The organism is Enterobacter cloacae complex sp. IR5402, from assembly GCF_049238125.1.
GTDB lineage: Bacteria > Pseudomonadota > Gammaproteobacteria > Enterobacterales > Enterobacteriaceae > Enterobacter > Enterobacter hormaechei_C.
The window spans coordinates 71,333-92,766 of record NZ_JBMKHO010000016.1 but is presented as its reverse complement, the minus strand read 5'-3'; the positions used below and the strand labels follow the sequence as shown (position 1 = coordinate 92,766).

The 21,434-nt window shown below is 59.7% G+C and carries 23 protein-coding genes; 20 read left to right on the top strand and 3 right to left on the bottom strand.

Annotation, left to right across the window (positions count from 1 at the left end):
- Nucleotides 1-39 precede the first annotated feature (39 nt).
- The 12 genes from phnE to phnP are packed head-to-tail and all read left to right on the top strand — an operon-like array spanning nucleotide 40 to nucleotide 8,819.
- Nucleotides 40-819: a phosphonate ABC transporter, permease protein PhnE gene (gene phnE, locus ACOTXL_RS20435; RefSeq protein ID WP_023302942.1), complete on the top strand. Its 780-nt coding sequence runs from the start codon at nucleotides 40-42 to the stop codon at nucleotides 817-819.
- Between the two features lie 20 nt (nucleotides 820-839).
- The gene (gene phnF, locus ACOTXL_RS20430; RefSeq protein ID WP_003860215.1) at nucleotides 840-1,565 is read left to right on the top strand and encodes a phosphonate metabolism transcriptional regulator PhnF; all 726 of its coding nucleotides are present in this window, start codon (nucleotides 840-842) and stop codon (nucleotides 1,563-1,565) included.
- Nucleotides 1,566-2,018, top strand: a complete 453-nt coding sequence (gene phnG, locus ACOTXL_RS20425) for a phosphonate C-P lyase system protein PhnG (protein WP_003860217.1) — start codon at nucleotides 1,566-1,568, stop codon at nucleotides 2,016-2,018.
- Nucleotides 2,015-2,599 (top strand): phosphonate C-P lyase system protein PhnH, encoded by a 585-nt coding sequence (gene phnH, locus ACOTXL_RS20420; protein WP_045350750.1) that lies wholly within the window; start codon nucleotides 2,015-2,017, stop codon nucleotides 2,597-2,599. The genes phnG and phnH overlap by 4 nt, the downstream gene beginning before the upstream one ends.
- Nucleotides 2,599-3,663, top strand: a complete 1,065-nt coding sequence (locus tag ACOTXL_RS20415; protein ID WP_045617655.1) for a carbon-phosphorus lyase complex subunit PhnI — start codon at nucleotides 2,599-2,601, stop codon at nucleotides 3,661-3,663. Before phnH ends, ACOTXL_RS20415 begins: the two co-directional genes overlap by 1 nt.
- On the top strand, nucleotides 3,656-4,501 hold the full coding sequence (gene phnJ / locus ACOTXL_RS20410) for an alpha-D-ribose 1-methylphosphonate 5-phosphate C-P-lyase PhnJ (RefSeq protein ID WP_006810438.1): 846 nt from the start codon (nucleotides 3,656-3,658) through the stop codon (nucleotides 4,499-4,501). The genes ACOTXL_RS20415 and phnJ overlap by 8 nt, the downstream gene beginning before the upstream one ends.
- Nucleotides 4,498-5,253, top strand: a complete 756-nt coding sequence (gene phnK / locus ACOTXL_RS20405) for a phosphonate C-P lyase system protein PhnK (RefSeq protein WP_003860225.1) — start codon at nucleotides 4,498-4,500, stop codon at nucleotides 5,251-5,253. The genes phnJ and phnK overlap by 4 nt, the downstream gene beginning before the upstream one ends.
- Nucleotides 5,254-5,262: 9 nt before the next feature.
- Nucleotides 5,263-5,943: a phosphonate C-P lyase system protein PhnL gene (gene phnL / locus ACOTXL_RS20400; protein ID WP_003860227.1), complete on the top strand. Its 681-nt coding sequence runs from the start codon at nucleotides 5,263-5,265 to the stop codon at nucleotides 5,941-5,943.
- Complete coding sequence (gene phnM, locus ACOTXL_RS20395; RefSeq protein WP_045350752.1) at nucleotides 5,940-7,076, top strand: alpha-D-ribose 1-methylphosphonate 5-triphosphate diphosphatase; 1,137 nt, start codon at nucleotides 5,940-5,942, stop codon at nucleotides 7,074-7,076. The genes phnL and phnM overlap by 4 nt, the downstream gene beginning before the upstream one ends.
- Entirely contained in the window at nucleotides 7,073-7,624 is a 552-nt protein-coding gene (phnN, locus tag ACOTXL_RS20390; RefSeq protein WP_086531977.1) for a ribose 1,5-bisphosphokinase, read from the top strand. Before phnM ends, phnN begins: the two co-directional genes overlap by 4 nt.
- Nucleotides 7,617-8,051: an aminoalkylphosphonate N-acetyltransferase gene (gene phnO, locus ACOTXL_RS20385; RefSeq protein WP_015570217.1), complete on the top strand. Its 435-nt coding sequence runs from the start codon at nucleotides 7,617-7,619 to the stop codon at nucleotides 8,049-8,051. Before phnN ends, phnO begins: the two co-directional genes overlap by 8 nt.
- Nucleotides 8,052-8,060: 9 nt before the next feature.
- Nucleotides 8,061-8,819 carry a phosphonate metabolism protein PhnP gene (gene phnP / locus ACOTXL_RS20380; RefSeq protein WP_045350753.1) on the top strand — a complete coding sequence of 253 codons (759 nt, stop codon included), beginning with the start codon at nucleotides 8,061-8,063 and terminating at the stop codon, nucleotides 8,817-8,819.
- A gap of 52 nt (nucleotides 8,820-8,871) precedes the next feature.
- Here the strand turns inward: phnP and yjdP are convergent, their stop codons facing one another.
- Together yjdP and ACOTXL_RS20370 are read right to left on the bottom strand one after the other, a co-directional pair.
- Nucleotides 8,872-9,195, bottom strand: a complete 324-nt coding sequence (yjdP, locus tag ACOTXL_RS20375; protein WP_003860236.1) for a DDRRRQL repeat protein YjdP — start codon at nucleotides 9,193-9,195, stop codon at nucleotides 8,872-8,874.
- 69 nt (nucleotides 9,196-9,264) lie between these two features.
- Nucleotides 9,265-11,544, bottom strand: coding sequence for a hybrid sensor histidine kinase/response regulator (locus ACOTXL_RS20370; protein ID WP_045350754.1), 2,280 nt, complete (start codon nucleotides 11,542-11,544; stop codon nucleotides 9,265-9,267).
- A 182-nt stretch (nucleotides 11,545-11,726) separates the two neighbouring features.
- Here ACOTXL_RS20370 and ACOTXL_RS20365 point away from each other — a divergent pair, with 182 nt between their 5' ends.
- The 6 genes from ACOTXL_RS20365 to ACOTXL_RS20340 are packed head-to-tail and all read left to right on the top strand — an operon-like array spanning nucleotide 11,727 to nucleotide 17,835.
- Entirely contained in the window at nucleotides 11,727-13,241 is a 1,515-nt protein-coding gene (locus ACOTXL_RS20365; protein WP_003860238.1) for a sugar ABC transporter ATP-binding protein, read from the top strand.
- A 2-nt stretch (nucleotides 13,242-13,243) separates the two neighbouring features.
- On the top strand, nucleotides 13,244-14,239 hold the full coding sequence (locus ACOTXL_RS20360) for an ABC transporter permease subunit (RefSeq protein WP_003860239.1): 996 nt from the start codon (nucleotides 13,244-13,246) through the stop codon (nucleotides 14,237-14,239).
- Between the two features lie 28 nt (nucleotides 14,240-14,267).
- Nucleotides 14,268-15,209, top strand: a complete 942-nt coding sequence (locus ACOTXL_RS20355; protein WP_003860240.1) for an ABC transporter substrate-binding protein — start codon at nucleotides 14,268-14,270, stop codon at nucleotides 15,207-15,209.
- 49 nt (nucleotides 15,210-15,258) lie between these two features.
- A complete protein-coding gene (locus tag ACOTXL_RS20350; RefSeq protein WP_023324019.1) occupies nucleotides 15,259-15,945 on the top strand; it encodes a D-lyxose/D-mannose family sugar isomerase in 687 nt (228 codons plus the stop codon).
- Nucleotides 15,946-15,955: 10 nt separating this feature from the next.
- Nucleotides 15,956-16,816: a ketose 1,6-bisphosphate aldolase gene (locus ACOTXL_RS20345; protein ID WP_003860242.1), complete on the top strand. Its 861-nt coding sequence runs from the start codon at nucleotides 15,956-15,958 to the stop codon at nucleotides 16,814-16,816.
- The gene (locus ACOTXL_RS20340; RefSeq protein WP_003860244.1) at nucleotides 16,816-17,835 is read left to right on the top strand and encodes a carbohydrate kinase family protein; all 1,020 of its coding nucleotides are present in this window, start codon (nucleotides 16,816-16,818) and stop codon (nucleotides 17,833-17,835) included. Before ACOTXL_RS20345 ends, ACOTXL_RS20340 begins: the two co-directional genes overlap by 1 nt.
- Here ACOTXL_RS20340 and ACOTXL_RS20335 read toward each other — a convergent pair.
- Nucleotides 17,817-18,548, bottom strand: a complete 732-nt coding sequence (locus ACOTXL_RS20335) for a response regulator (RefSeq protein WP_003860246.1) — start codon at nucleotides 18,546-18,548, stop codon at nucleotides 17,817-17,819. The two genes, ACOTXL_RS20340 and ACOTXL_RS20335, sit on opposite strands and share 19 nt — an antisense overlap.
- 256 nt (nucleotides 18,549-18,804) lie before the next feature.
- On the opposite strand from ACOTXL_RS20335, the gene fdhF reads away from it, so the two are divergent.
- Together fdhF and ACOTXL_RS20325 are read left to right on the top strand one after the other, a co-directional pair.
- Nucleotides 18,805-20,952: a formate dehydrogenase subunit alpha gene (gene fdhF, locus ACOTXL_RS20330; protein WP_080338189.1), complete on the top strand. Its 2,148-nt coding sequence runs from the start codon at nucleotides 18,805-18,807 to the stop codon at nucleotides 20,950-20,952.
- 321 nt (nucleotides 20,953-21,273) lie between these two features.
- Nucleotides 21,274-21,426 (top strand): Hok/Gef family protein, encoded by a 153-nt coding sequence (locus ACOTXL_RS20325; RefSeq protein WP_003860252.1) that lies wholly within the window; start codon nucleotides 21,274-21,276, stop codon nucleotides 21,424-21,426.
- Nucleotides 21,427-21,434 lie beyond the last annotated feature (8 nt).

Here is a 21,434-nt window from a genome sequence, read left to right as displayed (position 1 = left end):
TCCCTCAAGGGAGAGGGGACTAAACCCAAAGGAGCCAACATGCAAACCATCACCCTCCCGCCGCCAAAACGCAGCTGGTTCTCGCTCATAAGCTGGGCTGTTCTGCTGGCGGTGCTCGTTATCTCCTGGAAGGGCGCGGAGATGGATCCGCTGCTGCTCTTCAGGGACTCAGGCAACATGGCGACCTTCGCCGCCGACTTTTTCCCACCGGACTTCAGCCAGTGGCAGGACTACCTCGGTGAAATGGCGATCACCCTGCAAATTGCCGTCTGGGGCACCGCCCTCGCCGTGATCCTCTCCATTCCGTTTGGCCTGATGAGCGCCGAAAACATCGTGCCATGGTGGGTTTACCAGCCGATGCGCCGCCTGATGGACGCCTGTCGCGCCATCAACGAAATGGTCTTTGCGATGCTATTCGTGGTCGCCGTCGGCCTGGGTCCGTTCGCGGGCGTGATGGCGCTGTTCATCCACACCACCGGCGTGCTCTCCAAGCTGCTCTCCGAAGCGGTTGAAGCCATCGAGCCCGGCCCGGTGGAAGGCATCCGGGCAACCGGAGCGAACAAAATCGAAGAGATCCTGTACGGCGTCCTGCCGCAGGTGATGCCGTTGCTCATCTCCTATTCCCTGTACCGCTTCGAGTCCAACGTTCGCTCCGCCACCGTGGTCGGCATGGTGGGCGCAGGCGGCATTGGCGTCACCCTGTGGGAAGCGATTCGTGGTTTCCAGTTCCAGCAAACCTGCGCCCTGATGGTGCTCATCATCGTCACCGTCAGCCTGCTGGATTTCCTCTCTCAACGTTTGCGTAAGCACTTCATCTGAGAAGCGAGGCTTTGATTGGTATGCACTTATCCAGACATCCGACCAGTTACCCCACCCGCTGGCAAGAGATTGCGGCAAAGCTCGAAGTGGAGCTGCGCACGCACTATCGCTGCGGAGACTACCTGCCTGCCGAGCAGCAGCTTGCCGACCGCTACGAAGTGAATCGTCACACCCTGCGTCGTGCCATCGATCAACTGGTGGAGCGCGGCTGGGTCCAGCGTCGTCAGGGCGTCGGCGTGCTGGTGCTGATGCGTCCGTTTGACTACCCGCTTAATGCCCAGGCGCGTTTTAGCCAGAACCTTCTCGATCAGGGCAGCCACCCCACCAGCGAAAAGCTGCTGTCTGTCCTGCGCCCGGCCTCCCGCCACGTGGCGGACGCGCTGGGGATTCAGGAGGGCGACAACGTCGTTCACCTGCGCACGTTGCGCCGGGTGAACGGCGTGGCGGTCTGTCAGATCGACCACTACTTCGCGGACCTCACCCTCTGGCCCGTTCTGCAACATTTCGCCAGCGGTTCCCTGCATGATTTTCTTCAGGACGCGACGGGTATCGTGCTCAAACGCACCCAGACGCGCATCAGCGCCCGCCGCGCGCAGGCGAAAGAGAGCAAGGTGCTGGAGATCCCCAACATGGCCCCGCTGCTCTGCGTGCGCACCCTCAACCACCGTGACGGCGACGTCAACGCAACGGAATACTCCGTCAGCCTGACCCGCGCCGACATGATTGAATTTACCATGGAGCACTGAATGCACTTCGACACCTCCACTCGTCAGCGCTGGATGCGCGTGCTGGCCCACAGCCAGCCTGCTGCGCTGGCTGCCCGCATGAACGCGCTCGGCCTGACGCCGGATTACGACACGATCCGCGCGCCGGAGATCGGCCTGGTGCAGATCCAGGCACGCATGGGCGGCACCGGCGAGCGCTTCTTCGCCGGCGATGCCACCCTCACCCGCGCGGTGATCCGCCTGAAAAGCGGCACGCTGGGCTACGGCTACGTACTTGGGCGCGACAAAACGCACGCCGAGCGCTGCGCAGCGATCGACGCGCTTTTACAGGAACAGCCGCATTTTCAGACGTTAATGGAAACCCTTATTGCCCCGCTGGAAGCTGACCGCGCCGCACGCCTTGCCGCGCGTCAGGCCGAAGTAAATACCAGCCGGGTCGACTTCTTTACGCTCGTTCGCGGAGACAACGCATGACGCTTCGACCTGCTTTTACCCTGGCCGTCCAGGATGCCCAACAGAGTTTCCGTCGACTGCTGAAAGCCATGAGCGAGCCGGGCGTCATTGTCTCGCTGCACCAGCTCTCCCAGGGCTGGCTGCCGCTGAACCTCGCCTCTACCAGCGTGCTGCTGACGCTGGCGGACAACGACACCCCGGTATGGCTGTCAGGGGCATTGCTGAACGATATCGCCAGCCAGAACCTGCGCTTTCACACCAACGCGCCGCTGGTCGAGCAGCCCCAGCAGGCGGTCTTCGCCGTGGCCGACGAGCAAATCAGCCATGAGCAACTTAATGCCCTGAGCGAAGGCAGCGCCGTCGCACCGGAAACCAGCGCTACGCTGATTTTGCAGGTCTCCAGCCTGAGCGGTGGCCGCATGCTGCGCCTGACGGGGGCAGGGATCGCCGACGAGCGGATGGTCGCCCCCCAGTTGCCGGAGTGCATCATTCATGAGCTGACCGAGCGCCCGCATCCGTTCCCGCTCGGTATCGACCTGATCCTGACCTGCGGCGAGCGCCTGCTGGCGATCCCGAGAACCACTCACGTGGAGGTGTGCTGATGTACGTTGCCGTCAAAGGGGGCGAGAAGGCGATCGCCGCCGCCCATGCCTTGCAGGAGCACAGACGCCGGGGGGATGACGCCTTACCCGAGCTGAGCGTCGCCCAGATTGAACAGCAGTTAAACCTGGCCGTCGACCGCGTGATGACCGAAGGCGGCATCGCAGACCGCGAGCTGGCGGCGCTGGCGCTGAAACAGGCCAGCGGCGATAACGTGGAAGCCATTTTCCTGCTGCGCGCTTACCGCACTACGCTTGCGAAGCTGGCGGTAAGCGAGCCGGTGAAAACGGCGGAAATGCGTTTAGAGCGCCGTATTTCTGCGGTGTACAAAGATATTCCTGGCGGCCAGCTGCTTGGTCCGACCTACGACTACACCCATCGCCTGCTGGACTTCACTCTGCTGGCGAACGGTGAAACACCGCAGCTCAGCGTCTCTGACGCTGAACAAGACGCCTCCCCGCACGTCTTTAGCCTGCTGGCAAACCAGGGGCTGGCGAAGGCGGAAGAAGACACCGGCAGCACACCGGATGACATCACCCGCACGCCGGCGGTTTATCCCTGTTCGCGCTCGTCCCGCCTGCAACAGCTGATGCGCGGCGATGAAGGGTATCTGCTGGCGCTGGCCTACTCCACGCAGCGCGGCTACGGGCGCAACCACCCGTTCGCGGCAGAGATCCGCAGCGGTTATCTCGATGTCGAAATTGTGCCGGAAGAGCTGGGTTTTGCGGTGAACATCGGCGAACTGCTAATGACCGAGTGCGAAATGGTCAACGGTTTTGTCGCGCCAGAGAATGAAGATCCGCATTTTACCCGCGGCTACGGGCTGGTGTATGGCCTGAGCGAGCGCAAGGCGATGGCGATGGCGCTGGTTGACCGTGCGCTCCAGGCGCCGGACTACGGCGAGCATATTGCAGGCCCGGCACAGGACGAAGAGTTCGTGCTGGCCCACGCGGATAACGTTGAGGCCGCCGGCTTTGTCTCGCACCTCAAGCTGCCGCACTACGTCGATTTCCAGGCCGAACTGGAACTGCTGAAACGCCTGCAACGGGAGCGCGCCAATGGCTAACTTAAGCGGCTACAACTTTGCCTATCTGGACGAGCAAACTAAACGCATGATCCGCCGCGCCATCCTTAAGGCTGTGGCGATCCCCGGCTACCAGGTGCCGTTCGGCGGCCGCGAAATGCCGATGCCCTACGGCTGGGGCACCGGCGGTATTCAGATCACCGCCAGCGTGATCGGCGAAGCGGACGTGCTGAAGGTCATCGACCAGGGGGCAGACGACACCACCAACGCCGTGTCGATCCGCAACTTCTTTAAGCGCGTAACGGGCGTCAACACCACTGAAAAAACCGAAGACGCGACGCTGATCCAGACCCGTCACCGCATTCCGGAGACCCCGCTGACTGAAGATCAGATTTTGATTTTCCAGGTGCCGATCCCGGAGCCACTGCGTTTTATCGAGCCGCGGGAAACCGAAACCCGCACCATGCACGCCCTGGAAGAGTACGGGATCATGCAGGTCAAACTGTATGAGGACATCGCCCGCTTCGGCCATATCGCCACCACCTACGCCTATCCGGTGAAGGTGAACGGCCGCTACGTGATGGACCCGTCGCCGATCCCGAAATTCGATAACCCGAAGATGGACATGATGCCCGCCCTGCAACTTTTTGGTGCCGGACGGGAAAAACGCATCTACGCCGTACCGCCGTACACCCGTGTGGAGAGCCTGGATTTTGACGATCACCCGTTTACGGTGCAGGAGTGGGACGAGCCGTGCGCCATCTGCGGCTCGAAGCATAGCTATCTGGATGAAGTGGTGCTGGACGACACGGGCAAACGGATGTTTGTCTGCTCCGACACCGATTACTGCCGCCAACAGAGCGAGGCGAACAGCCAATGAAACCGCTGCTTTCGGTTAATAACCTGACTCACCTTTATGCGCCGGGCAAAGGCTTTAGCGACGTGTCGTTTGAGCTGTGGCCGGGCGAAGTGCTGGGCATTGTCGGCGAGTCCGGCTCCGGTAAAACCACCCTGCTGAAGTCCATCTCCGCGCGCCTGACGCCGCAGAATGGCGACATTTTGTATGAGGGCGTGTCGCTGTATGGCATGAGCGAAGCCGAGCGCCGCCGCCTGCTGCGCACCGAGTGGGGCGTGGTGCACCAGCACCCGATGGATGGCCTGCGCCGCCAGGTCTCGGCGGGGGGCAACATCGGCGAACGGCTGATGGCCACCGGCGCGCGCCACTACGGCAACATCCGCGCCACGGCGCAGCACTGGCTGGAAGAGGTTGAAATCCCCGCCTCGCGCATCGACGACCTGCCGACAACCTTCTCCGGCGGCATGCAGCAGCGTTTACAGATTGCCCGCAATCTCGTCACCCATCCGAAGCTGGTGTTTATGGATGAACCGACCGGTGGGCTGGACGTCTCCGTGCAGGCGCGCCTGCTGGATCTGCTGCGCGGCCTGGTGGTGGAGCTGAACCTGGCGGTAGTGATTGTCACCCACGATTTAGGCGTTGCGCGCCTGCTGGCGGACCGCCTGCTGGTGATGAAGCAGGGTCAGGTGGTGGAAAGTGGGCTGACCGATCGGGTGCTCGACGATCCCCATCATCCGTACACCCAACTGCTGGTGTCCTCGGTATTACAGAATTAAGAGGCCAACATGATCCACGTTGAAAATGTCAGTAAAACCTTTGTGCTCCACCAGCAAAACGGTGTCCGCCTGCCGGTACTGCAAAATGCCTCATTAGAGGTCAGCAACGGCGAATGCGTGGTGCTGCATGGCCATTCCGGCAGCGGAAAATCCACCCTGCTGCGCTCCCTGTACGCCAATTATCTGCCGGACGAAGGCCATATCCATATCCGCCATAACAATGAATGGGTTGATCTGGTCCAGGCTCCCGCGCGCAAAGTGCTGGAAGTACGCCGCTCGACGATCGGCTGGGTCAGCCAGTTCCTGCGGGTGATCCCGCGGATCTCCGCCCTGGACGTGGTCATGCAGCCTCTGCTGGATCTCGGCGTGCCGCGCGAAACCTGCGCCGCTAAAGCCGCCAGCCTGCTGACGCGTCTCAACGTACCGGAGCGTCTGTGGCACCTCGCCCCGTCGACCTTTTCCGGCGGCGAGCAGCAGCGCGTCAACATCGCCCGCGGCTTTATCGTCGATTACCCGATTTTACTCCTGGATGAACCCACCGCCTCGCTCGACAGTAAAAACAGCGCAGCGGTGATAGAACTGATCGAACAGGCCAAAGCGCGCGGCGCGGCGATCGTCGGGATCTTCCACGACGACGCCGTACGCCATCGCGTGGCGGACAGACTGCACCCGATGGGGACAAACGTATGATTATCAATAATGTCAGGCTGGTGCTGGAAAATGAGTTCGTGAACGGCTCGGTTGAGGTGCGGGACGGTGTCATCCGCGCCTTTGCCGAAACCCAGAGCCGCTCACCGGACGCGATGGACGGCGAAGGCGGCTGGCTGCTACCGGGGCTGATTGAGCTGCATACCGATAATCTCGATAAATTCTTCACCCCGCGCCCGAAGGTGGACTGGCCTGCGCATTCAGCGATGAGCAGCCACGACGCGCTGATGGTCGCCAGCGGCATCACCACGGTGCTGGACGCGGTGGCGATCGGCGACGTGCGCGACGGCGGCGATCGCCTGGAGAACCTGGAGAAGATGATCAACGCCGTGGAGGAGACGCAAAAGCGCGGCCTCAACCGCGCCGAGCACCGCCTGCACCTGCGCTGCGAGCTGCCGCACCACACCACCCTGCCGCTGTTTGAGAAGCTGGTGGGCCGCGAGCCGGTCTCGCTGGTTTCCCTGATGGATCACTCCCCGGGACAGCGCCAGTTCGCCAACATTGAAAAGTATCGCGAATACTATCAGGGCAAATATTCTCTCAGCGACGCGGAGATGGCCCGTTACGAAGAAGAGCAGCTGGCGCTGGCGGCCCAGTGGTCGCAGCCGAATCGCCTCTCCATTGCCGCTATGTGCCGGGACCGTAATATTGCCCTGGCCAGCCATGATGACGCCACGCACGATCACGTGCGCGAATCCCACCAGCTTGGGAGCGTGATCGCCGAATTTCCCACCACGTTCGAGGCGGCAGAAGCATCACGTAAGCATGGCATGAACGTCCTGATGGGCGCGCCGAACATCGTACGCGGCGGGTCGCACTCCGGCAACGTGGCGGCAAGCAAGCTCGCCTCGCTCGGCCTGCTGGATATCCTCTCCTCTGACTATTACCCCGCCAGCCTGCTGGACGCGGCGTTCCGGGTGGCGGACGATGAGGGCAACAGCTTCACGCTGCCACAGGCGATTCGCCTGGTGACAAAAAACCCGGCCAGCGCGCTCAACCTTCACGATCGCGGTGAGATTGCCGAAGGCAAACGGGCAGACCTGGTGCTGGCGCACCGCAAGGGCGAGCACGTTCATATCGACCACGTCTGGCGTCAGGGAAAAAGGGTGTTCTGATGGGAAGACTCATCTGGTTAATGGGCCCGTCCGGCTCCGGGAAGGACAGCCTGCTGTCGGCGTTACGGCAGCGGGAACATTCACAGCTGCTGGTAGCGCACCGCTACATTACCCGCGCGGCAAACGCCGGGAGTGAAAACCATATCGCCCTGAGCGAGCAGGAGTTTTTTACCCGCGCCGGGCAAAACCTGCTGGCGCTGAGCTGGCATGCCAACGGTTACTACTATGGCGTCGGCATCGAGATCGACCTCTGGCTGCACGCGGGCTTTGACGTGCTGGTCAACGGCTCGCGGGCGCATCTCCCGCAGGCTCGCGCCCGGTACGAAGCGGCGCTGCTCCCGGTCTGTTTGCAGGTTTCCCCGGACGTTCTGCGTAGCCGGCTGCAAAAGCGGGGGCGCGAAAACGCGCGCGAGATCGACCAGCGGCTGGAACGGGCGGCGCGTTACACCCCGTCGGGTTGCCATCTCCTCAATAACGACGGAAGTTTGCTACAGTCAGTCGAGACCTTTCTATCCCTTATCCGCCAGAAGGAGAAACAGCATGCCTGACTGCCAGCTTCGCCCCGCCACCGCCGACGATGCGCCGATCGTTTACGCGCTGATCTGCGAACTTAAGCAGGCCGAGTTCGATCATCAGGCGTTTCACGCCGGGTATCTGGCCAACTTGCAGGATCACAATATGCGCTACCAGCTGGCCGAGCTGGACGGGCAGATCATCGGGATGATCGGCCTGCATATGCAGTTTCACCTGCATCACGCCCGCTGGATCGGCGAGATCCAGGAACTGGTGGTGATGCCGCAGGCGCGTGGATTAAAAGTGGGCAGCCAGCTGCTGGCCTGGGCAGAGGACGTCGCACGGCAGGCAGGCGCCGAGCTGACCGAGCTTTCCACCAGCGTGAAGCGCGTGGACGCGCACCGTTTTTATGTTCGTGAAGGGTATACGCAAAGCCATTTCCGCTTCACCAAACCGCTGTAGAGGGGCGTTATGAGTCTGACGATCACGCTGACAGGAACCGGAGGGGCGCAGCTGGTGCCGGTGTTTGGCTGCGACTGCGCGGCGTGCCGACGGGCGCGTTTACAGGAAAATTATCGCCGTCGCCCCTGTAGCGCGGCGGTGAAATTCAACGATGCGGTCACCTTGCTGGACGCGGGTATTCCACACCTGATGGACGACTGGCCTGCGGGCAGCTTCCAGCAGTTTTTGCTTACCCATTATCATATGGATCACGTTCAGGGGCTTTTCCCTCTGCGCTGGGGCGTAGGCGCCACCATTCCCGTCTACGGTCCGCCAGACGAGGCAGGCTGTGACGATCTGTTCAAACATCCGGGCATCCTGGATTTCAGCCACACGGTGGAGCCATTTGTGACGTTTGAACTTCAGGGCTTGCGGGTCACGCCGCTGCCGCTCAACCATTCAAAACTCACGTTTGGCTATCTGCTGGAGTCCGCCCACAGCCGCGTGGCGTGGCTTTCTGATACCGCCGGACTGCCGGATAAAACGGTGACGTTTCTGCTAAACAATCAGCCGCAGGCGATGATTATCGACTGTAGCCATGAACCGCGCCCGGAGACGCCGCGCAACCATTGTGATTTGAATACGGTGATTGCGCTGAACGAGGTGATTGGCTGTCCGCAGGTGATCCTGACGCATATCAGCCATCAGTTTGACGTGTGGATGATGGATAACCCGCTGCCGTCCGGCATTGAAGCGGGGTATGACGGGATGGTGATGGTGCTGGATTAGGTTTTCTCCCTCTCCCGTGGGAGAGGGTTGGGGTGAGGGCAACAGGCCGCACTTAGCCGCGATCGTAATCGTCTTCCAACCTGCGCTCGTCCTCTTCTAACCGACGCCTGTCGTCGTCCAACTGACGCTGACGCTCGTCTAAACGGCGGCGTCTGTCTTCGAGCTGCCGACGACGATCGTCGTACTGTCGGCTGTCGATTTGACGGCTGCGGTCGTAACGATCGTCGTCATCGTCATTACGGCTGCTGCTGGGGTTGTAGGCATCGTTGATCGCCTGCTGAATGTTGCCAATGGCGTCATCAATCACATCGGCATGCGCCAGTTGGCTGGTTAAAGTCAGCAGACCCAATAACAGAGCGGTAGAGTAACGTTTCATAAGGCCAGACTCGCAGGTGAACTGGCCTTAAAGTAATGACTGGCTGTTAACGGGAGTAGCGGAGGAATCTCAAATTACCATCACCTTCCGCAGTGCCTGCGCCAGCTGCTGGCGGGTAAACGGCTTACGCAGTAACGGAACGTCCGGCAGCTGCGGGTTATGCGCCGGGCGCAAATCCTGCCCGCTGATCAGCAGCACCGGCAACTGCGGATAGTGGCTGCGTACATGGCCGATCACCTCCGCACCGCTCAGGCCGCCCGGCAGCATCAGGTCGCTGATAAACATGCCGATATCCGGTGATGCGTCCAGCATGTTCAGCGCCTGCTCGCCGTTTTCGGCTTCGAGCGTCAGGTAGCCAAGCTGGTGCAGTTGCTCACACAGGGTATGCCGCACGCCCGCCTCATCTTCCAGGACCAGCACAAGCAGCTCACTTTCTGTCGGGGCCGTGGTCGCCAGCGCGGCATCATTGGAGAACGCGGGCAGCGTCGAGCGCGGCAGCTGGAGCCGCACGGTGGTTCCCTGCCCCGGCGCGCTTTCGATCTCAACGCGCCCCCCGGACTGACGCACAAAGCCGTACACCATCGACAGCCCTAATCCGCTGCCGCTGCCGGTCTGTTTGGTGGTGAAGAACGGTTCAAAGACCTGCGATTTCACCTCCTGCGACATCCCACAGCCGTGGTCAATCACCTCCAGCGCGACCATATCCTGCCTGCGCCCGTCGCTGCGGGTCACACGCTGGTTCCAGGTGCGGATTTTAATCACACCGTTTTGCCCCTCCATTGCATCACGGGCGTTCATCACCAGGTTGATAATGGCGTTTTCCAGCTGGCTGACGTCAATCCATGCGGGCCAGGCCGGGGTTTGCGCTTCAATATCCAGCGTCAGCGTGGCGGGAAGGGAGTGCCGCATCAGCTCGCTCAGGTTCTCCAGCAGCGGCTTCATCTCTACCGCATGGGGTTGCAGGGATTGCTTGCGCGAGAAGGCCAGCAGACGCTGGGTGAGCATGGCCCCGCGTTCCGCGGCTTTGAGCGCACGAGTGATGCGCGGCGCGTCCGGTGACGCTGAATCGGTCAGCTCCAGACTGCCGATAATCACCGCCAGCAGGTTATTAAAATCATGCGCCAGACCGCCCGTCAGTTGCCCGACCGCCTTCATTTTCTGGCTGTGCAGCAGCGCCTCCTCCAGCCCCTGACGTTCGATGCGGTCGACCTCCATCTGCGAGGTCTTCTCCTTAAGCAGCCGCGTGGTGTGCTCCAGCGAAGCGGTATTGCGTGCAAAAACGTTAAACGCGCGCGCCAGTTCCCCCAGCTCATCACGCCGCTGTAGTGCGGGCACCGACACATTCTGCTCTCCGTGAGCGAGACGCGACATTGCCCTTGAGATAGCCGTCAGGTTGGAGCCCAGATTGCGATAAATATACCAGCAGGCGCAGCCGGTGATGATCAGCGCCAGCACCGCGAAAACGCTGATAAACACGCTGATGGAGCGCAGCTCCTGGTGACTTTGGGCGGTACGCAGCCGGGAGGCCTGCGCCACCTGTTCAACGTACTGATTGATGTCGCGGTTTAATATCGCTACCAGCGCCTTGATGTGGAACATGTACCAGCTGATGGACAGATCGCTCTCTTCCAGCTGCTTCGACAGTGGCGCGAGCTTGCGCAGCTCATCATTAAAATCCGGGAGCACCAGGTTGACCACCGGTTGCAGGGCGCTCGCGGGTAACATCGCGGTTACTGCATCCAGCTGCTGCACCGTGGCGCGCGGTGAAGGGGTATCAATGGCGGCAACGATCAGCCTGTCCATCTCTGCAAGCTGCCGGGCGTCTGGCACATTGCTCGCGTAACGACGGTTGATATCCTGCAAATGACGCAGGTAGCTTTGGCTTTGATACAGCGCGCTGAGCAGCGCGTTACGCTCCAGATGCCGTTTTTGCCCGCGCTCCAGCATTCCCGTCACGCTCTGCTGTAACTCATTGCTCCTGCGAATAATACGCGTCACCAGCGCCGGCTCCTGCTGCGCCAGCGGCGCATCGGTAAGCTGCTCCAGCGAGTGGCGCAGCGCCATTTGCGTCTGTTTAAGCCGCTCAGCTTCGCCTTTGTACTCCAGCGCACCGACCACCTGCGACAGCCGCACCGCCGCCGTTGCCACATTGGCCGTGTCGCGCGCGAGGTTCATGCTGCCGGTCATGTCATCCAGCGTTTGCTGCTGCACCTGCTCCTGGATCTGGCTGGCATGACGAAAGCCGAGCACCGCCACGCCGCTGACCATCAGCGTTACCGCCACCACCAGCAGGTTAAATATCAGCAGGCGACCGCGGGCGCTGGTGAAGAACGGGGGGCGTGATGGCATGGGTTTGGGCTCCTCTGCGGTTTGGTGCCCTCACCCTGGCCCTCTTCCCACAGGGAGAGGGAAAAGGAAAATGTGATGGCGATTAGCTATTCATAACTATGACAAATATGAACAGCTTCTGACATTTTGCATTTACGCGCCTGTGATGAAGTGCAGATATCGACATTCACAGGAGATCCGCCATGAGCAGAACCCCGGTTTTAGAGATGCGCCACATTGCCAAAACCTTTGGCAATTTCCACGCGCTCAAGGGCGTGGATTTGACGGTTTTCCCCGGTGAGATCCACGCGCTGATGGGGGAAAACGGCGCCGGAAAGAGCACGCTGATGAAGATCCTCGCAGGCGCCTATACCGCCAGCAGCGGCGACATCCTCATCGACGGTCAGCCGTTTCACATCAAAGGGCCGAAGGATGCGCTGGCCGCAGGAATTACCCTGATTTATCAGGAGATGCAGCTTGCTCCTAACCTGACCGTGGCGGAAAACATTTTTCTCGGTAGCGAGCTGTCGCGCGGCGGGCTGGTCCAGCGCAAAGAGATGGCTGCCCAGGCCCAGGCGGTCATTGACCGTCTGGGCGCGCAGTTCAGCGCCACCGACCTGGTCATGAAGCTGACCATCGCCGAGCAACAGCAGGTGGAGATCGCCCGCGCGCTGCACCGCAACAGCCGCATTCTGGTGATGGACGAACCTACCGCCGCCCTCTCCTCACGCGAAACCCACCGTCTGTTCGAACTGATTTTGCGCCTGCGCGATGAAGGGATGGCGATTATCTACATCAGCCACCGCATGGCGGAAGTGTATGAACTCTCTGACCGCGTCAGCGTGCTACGCGACGGGCAATACGTCGGCAGCCTGACACGCGACAAGCTCAACGCCTCCGAGCTGGTGCGCATGATGGTGGGTCGTCCGTTAAGCGACCTGTTTAACAAAGAGCGCGATATTCCGCTCGGCAGCCCGCGTCTGAACGTGCATCACCTCACGGATGGCAAAAAAGTGCAGCCGTGCAGTTTGCAGGTGCGCTCCGGTGAAATCGTCGGGCTGGCAGGGCTGGTCGGCGCCGGGCGTTCTGAGCTGGCGCAGCTGATCTTCGGCGTGCGCAAAGCCACCGGCGGCATGATTGAAGTGGACGGCGAACCGGTGGTGATCCACTCCCCGCGCGCGGCCATTGAGAACGGCATCGGTTTTCTCACCGAGAACCGCAAGGAGCAGGGGCTATTTCTGGAGCTGGCGGCGCAGGAGAACATCACCATGGCGACGCTGGAGCGCGACGCCACCTTCGGCTGGCTGAACCGCAAAAAAGCGCAGTCGATTTCCGATGACGCCATCGCCCTGCTCAATATCCGCGTGCCGCATTCTCAGGTGCGCGCAGGCGGGCTCTCCGGCGGCAACCAGCAAAAACTGCTGATCTCCCGCTGGGTGGCGATAGGCCCGCGCATTCTGATTCTGGACGAACCCACGCGCGGCGTGGACGTCGGGGCAAAAAGCGAGATCTACCGCATCATGAACCAGATGGCGCGCAAAGGGGTGGCGATCCTGATGATCTCCAGCGAGCTGCCGGAAGTAGTAGGAATGAGCGACCGGGTGTACGTGATGCGGGAAGGCAGCATTGCGGGTGAACTGCACGGGCGCGACATCTCTCAGGAAAACATCATGACGCTGGCAACCGGCGTGAACGACACACATCATCAGGCGGTGTAATTATGACAACTCCAACCCATCCGCAGCAGGTGGCGAAATCCGCCTCTGCCAAAAAAATGCTGATGAGCGATCTGATGCAAACGATCGGCATTTTGCCGATTTTAATCCTGATTGTGGCTGTATTTGGCTTTATCGCTCCGAACTTTTTCACAGAAAGTAACCTGCTCAATATTACCCGGCAGGCGTCGATCAACATTGTTCTGGCGGCCGGGATGACCTTCATCATCCTGACCGGCGGGATTGACCTCTCCGTGGGCTCGATTCTGGGCACCACGGCGGTGGCGGCGATGGTGGTCTCGCTTATCCCTGAATTTGCGATGCTCTCCATTCCGGCGGCGCTAATGCTCGGTATGGTACTGGGGCTGTTCAACGGCGCGCTGGTGGCCTTCGCCGGACTTCCGCCATTTATCGTCACGCTCGGCACCTACACGGCGCTGCGCGGCGCGGCCTACCTGCTGGCGGACGGCACGACGGTCATTAACTCCAACATCAACTTCGAGTGGATCGGCAATAACTACCTCGGCCCGATCCCCTGGCTGGTTGTGATCGCCCTGGCGGTGATTGTGGTGTGCTGGTTTATTCTGCGTCGCACAACCCTCGGCGTTCACATCTATGCGGTCGGCGGCAATATGCAGGCGGCGCGCTTAACGGGCATTAAGGTCTGGCTGGTGCTGCTGTTTGTCTACGGCATGAGCGGCCTGCTCTCCGGTCTCGGCGGCGTCATGAGCGCTTCACGTCTCTACAGCGCCAATGGCAACCTCGGCACGGGGTATGAGCTGGATGCAATTGCGGCGGTGATCCTCGGCGGCACCAGCTTCGTCGGCGGGATCGGCACGATCACCGGCACGCTGGTCGGTGCCTTGATCATCGCCACCCTCAACAACGGCATGACGCTGATGGGCGTCTCCTACTTCTGGCAGCTGGTGATCAAAGGGGCGGTGATCATCATTGCGGTGCTGATCGACAAATACCGTACCCGACACCATCAAAGTGCATAACAACAATACCCTACGTGAGGAATACAGCATGAGATTGAAGCCCTTAGTGACCGCGCTCTGTGCTGGCGCGCTGCTGGCCGCAACCCCGTTTGCGCAGGCAAAAGATCTGAAATCCATCGGCGTGACGGTGGGCGACCTGGCTAACCCGTTCTTCGTGCAGATCACCAAAGGTGCCGAGCTGGAAGCGCGCAAGCTGGCGGGGGACAACGTCAAGGTGACGCTGGTCTCCAGCGGGTACGATCTGGGCCAGCAGGTGTCGCAGATTGATAACTTCATTGCGGCGAAAGTGGACATGATCATCCTCAACGCCGCGGATTCCAAAGGGATCGGCCCGGCGGTAAAACGCGCCAAAGAGGCGGGGATCGTGGTCGTGGCGGTTGACGTGGCGGCGGAAGGAGCCGATGCGACCATCACCTCCGATAACACCCAGGCGGGTGAGATGGCCTGTAAGTACATTACCGACCGCCTGAAAGGTAAAGGCAACGTGGTGATCATCAACGGGCCGCCGGTTTCTGCGGTACAAAACCGCGTGGAGGGCTGCCAGACCGAGTTCAGGCGCCACCCGGATATCAAAGTGCTCTCGGATAACCAGAACGCCAAAGGCAGCCGTGAAGGCGGGCTGGAGGTCATGACCTCCCTGCTGGCGGCTAATCCGAAGATAGACGGCGTATTCGCGATTAACGATCCTACCGCGATCGGCGCCGATCTGGCCGCGAAGCAGGCGCAGCGCAACGAGTTCTTTATCGTTGGTGTGGATGGCAGCCCGGACGGTGAAGAAGCCCTGAAGCGCGAAAACTCCCTGTTTGTGGCGACGCCAGCGCAGGATCCGCAGGTGATGGCGGCGAAGGCGGTGGAGATCGGCTATGACATTCTTCAGGGCAAACCTGCGCCGAAAGAGCCTGTGCTGATCCCGGTGACGATGATCGATAAAAAGAACGTCGGCACGTATAAGGGGTGGACGGTTAAATGATCCTTTTCCCTCTCCCACCGGGAGAGGGAACTGTTTTCAAGGAGTCCCCATGAAACGCTCCGACATCAATGAAATCCTCGGCCATACGCGGCAGTTCTTCTCCATGCACGACGTGCATCTCCCGCCTTTTGCCAGCTTTCCGCCGACAAAATGGCAGCAGCTTGACCAGGCCGCATGGCAGGAGGTGTTTGACCTCAGGCTCGGCTGGGACGTGACGGCATTTGGTGGCAACAACTTCGCTGCACAGGGGTTAACGCTGTTCACCCTGCGCAACGGCTCCCCCAACGGCGTGCCCTATGAAAAGTGCTATGCCGAAAAAATCATGCACGTCCGCGACGGCCAGGTGACGCCGATGCATTTTCACTGGCGCAAGCGGGAGGACATCATTAACCGCGGCGGCGGGAATCTGATTATTGAGTTATGGAATGCGGGCGCGCATGAAGAGACCGAAAACACCGACGTGACCGTTACCGTCGACGGCTGTCGGCAGACGCACACGCCCGGCAGCCAGCTGCGCCTCACACCAGGGGAGAGCATCTGCCTGACGCCCGGCCTGTACCACAGTTTATGGGGTGAACGCGGCTTTGGCGACGTGCTGGTGGGCGAAGTGTCGTCGGTCAATGACGATGAACACGACAACCACTTTTTACAGCCCATTGACCGCTACAACACCATTGAAGAAGACGAACCGGCGGTGCTGGTGCTGTGCAACGAGTACAACCTGTTTCGGATATAAGGAGTGAATGATGCCATTGATTTCTCTTGCCGATGGTCTGGCCCACGCCAGGGAACACCGCTACGCCCTGGGCGCGTTCAACGTGCTCGACTCCCACTTCCTGCGCGCGCTGTTTGCCGCCGCGAAACAGGAACGCTCGCCGTTCATCATCAACATCGCCGAAGTGCATTTTAAGTACGTGTCTCTGGAGTCGCTTGTCGAAGCAGTGAAGTTCGAAGCCGCCCGTCACGATATTCCCGTGGTGCTTAACCTCGACCACGGGCTGCATTTTGAGGCCGTCGTGCGCGCCCTGCGCTTAGGGTTCAGCTCGGTGATGTTCGACGGCTCGACGCTGAGCTATGAGGAAAATATCCGCCAGACGCGGGAAGTGGTGAAGATGTGCCATGCGGTGGGCGTCTCGGTAGAGGCGGAGCTGGGCGCGGTCGGGGGTGATGAAGGGGGTGCGCTTTACGGGCATGCGGATGAAGCCTTCTTCACCGATCCGCAGCTGGCGCGCGAGTTTGTCGATTTAACCGGTATCGACGCGCTGGCGGTCGCCATTGGCAACGCGCACGGCAAATACAAGGGCGAGCCGAAGCTTGATTTCCCGCGTCTGGACGCCATTCGACAGCAGACGGGCCTGCCGCTGGTTTTACACGGCGGCTCTGGCATAAGCGATACTGATTTCCGCCGCGCCATCGAGCTGGGCATTCATAAAATCAACTTTTATACCGGCATGTCGCAGGCCGCGCTCGCCGCCGTTGAGCAGCGCATGGCAAACCGCCAGCCGCTGTACGATGAATTTGCAGAGCTGCTGCTGGGCATTGAAGAGGCCATTACCGATACGGTTGCGGAACAGATGCGCATCTTCGGCAGCGCGGGGCAGGCATAATGGAACGCAAAGGGATTATCGCCGCAGGCAACATGCTGGTGGATCACGTCCACCAGATCGTACAGTGGCCGGAGCGCGGCTGGCTGGCGGAAATCACCCACAGTGAGCGCTCAACCGGCGGTGCGCCGCTCAACGTTCTGCTGACGCTGGCGAAAATGCACGTCGGCCTGCCGTTACAGGCGGTGGGGCTGATTGGGGAAGACAGCGACGGAGACTATATTCTGGCGATGCTCGACCAGTATCACGTCAATCGCCAGCGCGTGCAGCGTACAACGTTCGCCCCAACGTCGATGTCGCAGGTGATGACCGACCCCAGCGGACAGCGCACTTTTTTCCACTCGCCGGGCGCCAACCGCCTGTTGGATCTTCCCGCCTTCGATCGTTTAGACGGATCGCTGAAGATCTTCCATCTCGGCTACCTGCTGCTGCTCGACAGCCTGGACATGCCGGACGAGGAATTTGGCACCCGCAGCGCGCGGTTACTGGCACAGATGCGCGATCAGGGGTATGAAACCTCGCTCGATCTGGTGTCCCGCAAGGGCGATCCGCGCTATCAGCCGCTGGTGCTCCCTGCCCTGCGCCATCTTGATTATCTGGTGATTAACGAGCTGGAAGCCGGTGAGTTTAGCGGGCTTGAGATCCGTGACGGCCATGATGCGCTGAACATGGCCCATATCGCCGACGCTGCCACACAACTGCTGGCGGCAGGCGTGCGACAGCGGGTGGTGATCCACTGTCCGGAAGGGGCATGGGGTGAAGCGCCGGGTGAAAAAGGGCAATGGGTTCCGTCGTGGAAGCTGACGCAGGACGAGATTATCGGCAGCGTCGGCGCGGGCGACGCGTTTTGCGCGGGCTTTTTATACGGCTGCCATGAATCCCTGCCGCTGACGGAGAGTATTTATCTGGCGCACGCCTGCGCGCGGGCCAGCCTGCTGGCGGCTAATGCAATTGACGGCGCGAAAACGCTGGCCGAGCTTCAGGCGTTTATTCAGGAGAACGGTCAGGCGGCTTTCTCATGATGGGAAACGTCCGTGGCAAAAACATAGCCCAGACCGCGAATGGTTTTGATCAGCAGAGGCTGGTGCGGATTGACCTCAATTTTTCGCCGTAGCCGCATGATCAACACGTCGATAGTGCGGTCAAAGACCTCGGCGCTTTCGCTGTGGGTCAGCTTCAGCAGCTGTTCACGACTCAGTACCCGGCGGGCGTTTTGCGTTAATGCCAGCAGCAGGCCATATTCGCCTTGTGTTAACGGCACGGTATTACGCTGCGGATCGCTCAGCTCGCAGCGGGTGGTGTCCAGCGTCCAGCCGTTAAAGGCAATACCTTCAACGCGCGGCGCGGCAGGCTCCGCGTCCAGCGCGCCGGTACGCCGCAGCACCGCCTTAACGCGGGCGACCACCACGCGCGGATTGAACGGTTTTCCGATGTAATCATCAGCGCCCATTTCCAGCCCGACGACCACATCTGATTCACTTCCCAGCCCCGTCAGCATTACCACCGGTAGCGATGGTCGCTGCTTTTGCAGTTGCAGTAAAACCTGTAATCCGTTGATATCCGGCAGCATCATGTCCAGCAGAACCAGCGCAATGCCGGAGTCCTGCTGGACACGGTTCACCGCGTCCTGCCCAGAGTGACACGTCAGTACGGTAAAGACGTGCTCGCTGAGCACATCCTGTAGCAGTTCGCAGACTGCGACATCATCGTCAACCACCAGAATCGCCGGTTTCATCGCATGCTTCCGTCAGGGAATTATGTTAAGTCTGAACCATTCTGCCGCCGGCTCCAGCCGAATTGTTTTTTACGTGACGGAAATTCAATCCATGTCACATCCCCTGCCCTTTCGACACGTCAATTTTGACGATTGGCTGTTTTTCGTCAGGGTTTTGCCACGCAAAGGGTCGTAAAGTCAGGAAATACCCATAATAAAAACATGGCATAGAAGCTGCATATTGGGCAGGTAAGAACTGTTTAACTGGAGCAAAGTGATGAAAAAAGTCGTCACGGTTTGCCCTTATTGTGCCTCAGGTTGCAAGATCCACCTGGTGGTCAATAACGGCAAAATCGTCCGGGCGGAAGCGGCGCAGGGTAAAACCAATCAGGGCACGCTGTGCCTGAAAGGATATTACGGCTGGGATTTTATTAACGATACCCAAATCCTCACCCCGCGCCTGAAAACCCCTATGATCCGCCGCGAGCGCGGCGGCAAGCTGGAAGCCGTCTCCTGGAATGAAGCGCTGGATTACGTCGCCACGGGCCTCAGCGCCATCAAGGCCAAGTATGGCCCGGATGCGATTCAGACCACCGGCTCCTCACGCGGAACCGGGAATGAAACCAACTATGTGATGCAAAAATTCGCGCGCGCCGTTATTGGTACCAATAACGTCGACTGCTGCGCTCGCGTCTGACACGGCCCATCGGTTGCAGGTCTGCACCAGTCGGTCGGTAACGGCGCAATGAGTAATGCCATCAACGAGATAGATAATACCGATCTCGTCTTCATCTTTGGTTATAACCCGGCGGATTCTCACCCTATCGTCGCGAACCACGTTATTCGCGCTAAACAGAATGGGGCGAAAATCATCGTCTGCGATCCGCGCAAAATTGAAACCGCGCGCATTGCGGATATGCACATTGCATTGAAAAACGGTTCAAACATCGCGCTGTTGAACGCAATGGGGCACGTCATTATTGAGGAGAACCTGTACGACCAGGCGTTTGTCGCGACCCGTACAGAAGGCTTTGAAGAGTATAAGAAAATAGTCGAGGGCTATACGCCTGAATCCGTCGAAGCGATAACCGGCGTCAGCGCGCAGGAGATTCGTCAGGCGGCCAGAATGTATGCCGGGGCAAAAACCGCCGCCATTCTCTGGGGCATGGGCGTGACCCAGTTCTACCAGGGCGTGGAAACCGTGCGCTCGCTCACCAGCCTCGCCATGCTGACCGGCAATCTGGGTAAAGCGCATGTGGGCGTGAACCCGGTGCGTGGTCAGAATAACGTGCAGGGTGCGTGTGATATGGGCGCGCTGCCGGACACCTATCCGGGCTACCAGTACGTCAAATTCCCGGAAAACCGCGAGAAGTTTGCGAAGGCCTGGGGCGTGGAGAGCCTGCCGGCACACACCGGGTATCGCATCAGCGAGCTGCCGCACCGCGCGGCGCACGGTGAAGTGCGTGCGGCCTACATCATGGGTGAAGATCCGCTCCAGACCGACGCCGAACTGTCCGCAGTGCGCAAAGGCTTTGAGGATCTGGAGCTGGTGATTGTTCAGGATATCTTTATGACCAAAACCGCGGCAGCGGCGGATGTGATTTTGCCGTCGACCTCCTGGGGCGAGCATGAAGGTGTCTATACGGCGGCAGACCGCGGCTTCCAGCGCTTCTTCAAGGCCGTCGAGCCGAAATGGGATCTGAAAACGGACTGGCAGATCATCAGCGAAATCGCCACCCGCATGGGCTACCCGATGCACTACAACAACACCCAGGAGATCTGGGACGAGTTGCGGCATCTGTGCCCGGACTTTTATGGGGCAACCTATGAAAAAATGGGTGAGCTGGGCTACATCCAGTGGCCGTGCCGGGATGAGTCAGAATCCGATCAGGGGACGTCATACCTCTTTAAAGAGAAGTTCGACACCCCGAACGGGCTGGCGCAGTTCTTCACCTGCGACTGGGTCGCGCCGATCGATAAGCTCACCGACGAGTATCCGATGGTGCTCTCCACCGTGCGTGAAGTGGGCCACTACTCCTGCCGTTCCATGACCGGCAACTGCGCCGCGCTGGCGGCGCTGGCGGATGAACCGGGTTACGCGCAGATCAACACCGCCGATGCCGAACGGCTCGGTATTGAAGATGAAGCGCTGGTGTGGGTGAATTCGCGTAAAGGCCGCATCATTACCCGCGCGCAGGTCAGCGACCGTCCGAACAAAGGGGCAGTCTATATGACCTACCAGTGGTGGATTGGCGCCTGCAACGAGCTGGTGACCGAGAACTTAAGCCCGATAACCAAAACGCCGGAGTATAAATACTGCGCCGTAAACGTGGAGCCCATTGCGGATCAACACGCTGCGGAACAGTATGTGATCGACGAATATAACAAGCTGAAAGCCCGACTGCGCGAAAGCGCAATGGGTTGAAGCCGTTAATTTATCGTTGAATAAAGGGAGTGATATATTCACTCCCTTTTTATTTCCGATTAATTCATAAGAAATAGAAATTATTATTCTGGAAAGCGGCTCGCAGAAATAATGTAATTTACGCAGAATAGAATTACATCTTTGCATTTTAATTCAGAGGGATAAGATGTGCGGCGGGTGCTTAAGACTTTCTGTCTTGAGCATTGTTGAGGGACAGAAAGTAGAAAGCCCCGGGAAATTTTCATTTACCCGAGGCTACTCCCTCAACTCCAACAAGTTGAGAGTAGCCTCTTATTCTTTTTTTGACAAGGAGTAAAAGGCATGACGCCATTAAAAACTGCGTTAGGCATCGTCTTTATTGTTTGCCTGACGATAGTGATCTTTACCTTTATTACTCGCGGCAGGCTCTGCGAGTTTTCAATAAAGAGTGAACATCAGGAGGTGGCGGCGAAATTAGCCTGTAACGCAGGCTAACCTCTTCG